Here is a 2690-nt window from a genome sequence, read left to right as displayed (position 1 = left end):
GGCCTGCACGGGAGTCTAGTCCTGGACCCGCTGGGACGTGCTCCGTCCACGCGGATGTTCCCCTTGGCGCCGCGAGTGCGTATCACTGCGAACCGTGCGCACGCCCACCGACCGCTACCTCCCGCCTCGCGCCACTCCTTCCTCCCCCGTAGCGCCCCCGCGCGGGCGCGTGGTGGTCATCGCGCCCACGCGCGCCGCGTGCGAGACCATCGAGCTGGCGCTCGGGCTGGAGCTGCGCACGTACCTGGAGCAGCACCACGGCGAGCGCCTCCGGGAGCTGGCGGGGGGCGGGCAGGGGTTCGGCATCGTCGCGGGCACCGGCACGGGCAAGACGCTCGCCATCCGCCCCATCGCGGAGGTGCTCGTGGGGCGCAAGCCCCTGCGCGTGGCGGTGGTCAACCGCGAGCGCGAGGCCACCGCGGAGACGCCGCTCTCCGACGTCGTCATCGTCACCACCGGCATCGCGCGGCGGTGGTTCCAGGACGGCGCCATCCGGCGCGAAGACACCCTCATCGTGGATGAGATCCACCAGACGTCGGCCGAACTGGAGCTGTGCCTGGCGCTGGGCAAGCGCGTGGGCTGCCGCTTCATCTGGCTGTCGGCCACCGTCGACCCTGCCTTCTACGCGCGCTACCTGGACAGCGCGGACGTGCTCCAGGTGTCCTCCTTCGACCCGAAGAAGGCGGCCCGCGTGGAGGTGGAGCGCCGCCAGCCGCTGTCCTTCCTGGACGACGCCTTCTTGAAGGACGTGCAGCGGCAGGGGCGCGGCGTGGGCGTGTTCCTGGCCACGCGCGCCGCGGTGGAGGAGGCAGCGGCCCACGTGCGCGACGACTGGCCGGAGATCCACGCGGCGCACTACCACGGCGGCGAGCCGCTGCGCGCCATCCGCCCCTTCCTGGAGGGCAGCGCGCCCCGGCCCTTCGTGCTCGCGATGACGGCGGCGGGCCAGAGCGCGCTCAACGTGCCGGGGCTGGACACCGTCGTCATCGACGACATGCGCTACACGAACCTGGTGCAGGGCGGCCGCAACGTGCTCACGCGCGTGCACCTGGGCAGCAATGAGTTGTTGCAGATGGCGGGGCGCGTGCACGGGCGCGTGGAGGGCGGGCGCGTCTTCATCCTGAGCGACCGGGTGCTCCACTTCGCGTCGCTGCGGCCCACCGAGCCCGAGTTCCAGCTCGCGGGCGAGCCGGAGCGCGTGGCGCTCACCGCGGCGGCCCTGGGCGTGCGGGCGGACGAGCTGGACCTGCCGGTGCCGTTGGACCGCACGGCCTACCGCCGGGCGCTCGCGAAGCTGCAGGCGCGCAACATCGTGGATGAGCACGGCCGGCTGTCCGAGTACGGCCGCGCGGTGGAGGCGCTGCCCGTGGAGCGCCCCTGGGCGGAGCTCATCGTCAACGCGGAGGATGAGCTCTTGCCCTTCCTCGCGGTGTGCAGCGCGGTGGAGTCGCTGCACCGGATGACGCGCGAGGAGCGCAACCTGGACGGGGTGCTGGTGCCCGGCAGCGACCACCTCACGGCCTACAACCTCTACGCCGAGGCCTTCGGCGAAGCGGGCTCGGTGGGCCAGGTGCACGGGCTGCCGCGCCACCTGTTCGACCCGGAGAAGTTCACGGCCTGGGCCGACACGCGAGGCGTGCTGGTGAAGGCCGTGGAGGACGCGGCGCTCGCGATGGCGAGCGTGTACCGCAGCGTGGGGGTGGCGCTGCCCACGCGCATGCCGTTCGCCTCCAACCGCGTCTACCAGCGCTTCTGCGACCTGCTCGCGCGCTTCATGCCCTTCGACCTGGTCATCGACGAGCGCACCGCGTGGGGCGAGGTCGCGCGGGTGTCGAAGACGAGCGTGTGCGGCAACCTGGGCGCGGTGGCGGGCTCGCTGCGCTACTTCGCCGACCGCAATGGCAACTCCCAGGCCGCCATCGACGGCACGCAGCTGCCGCAGCACCTGCTGCGCCGCTACGCCCGCCGTCACGCGGAGGTGCCCGCGTACGACGTGCGCTACCGCTCCGTCATCCTCGAGCGCCGGCTGGACTACTTCGGCTTCGACCTGGAAGTGGAAGTGGACGTGCTGCGCGCCTGGGGACCGGAGCTCGCGAAGGCGGCCCGGCACGCGCTCGCGGAGGCACTGGCGCGGGGCGACGCGCCCCATCCCGCGGTGGACCGCCACCGGACCGCCATCGCGGAGGTGCGCGAGCTGTGGCGCCGCTCCGGCGGGCTCACCCCGCGGCTCGACCTCCCGGCGCTCACCGCGCTCTACGAGGCGCAGCTCGACGGCGTGGACACGCTCGACGAGTTCAAGCAGCGCCCGCTGCGGCTCGACCTGGAAGCGCTCGTGTCGTCCAGCGTTCGTCAGCTGCTCCTGGCCCTCCCGGACGCGGTGGAGATCCGCGAGCAGGAGGTGCCGCTGGAGTACGACGTGGAGGAGCTGTCGGACGGGGCCCCGCGGGGCGTGGTGCGGCTGCACCTGCCGGAGAAGCTCGCTCGCACGCTGGTGGAGGAGGAGCTGCCGCTGCTCGACCGTCCCCAGCGCTTCAGCGTCGCCCGGGGACGGCGGGGCGTGGTCCAGGCCCGTTCGCTCCCGGAGCTGCAGGAGCTGCTGGACCGTCCCTGGATGCCGGATGAAATCGTCGAGGCCACCCGCGAGCGGCCACCCCGGGCGCAGGGCGGGGAGCGCGCGTGGGGGGGAGAGC

Annotated in this window: 1 protein-coding gene; it reads left to right on the top strand. The window is 73.3% G+C overall.

The genetic code is table 11. The features are described from left to right. Positions 1-94: 94 nt before the first annotated feature. Positions 95-2690: DEAD/DEAH box helicase (locus D7V97_RS42045; protein WP_120616139.1), on the top strand; the 2596-nt coding region annotated here is incomplete at its 3' end.

The sequence above is a fragment of the Corallococcus sp. CA053C genome, from assembly GCF_003611675.1.
GTDB lineage: Bacteria > Myxococcota > Myxococcia > Myxococcales > Myxococcaceae > Corallococcus.
Note: the sequence above shows the minus strand (reverse complement) of the source record. Positions and strands in the feature narration are given on the sequence as shown.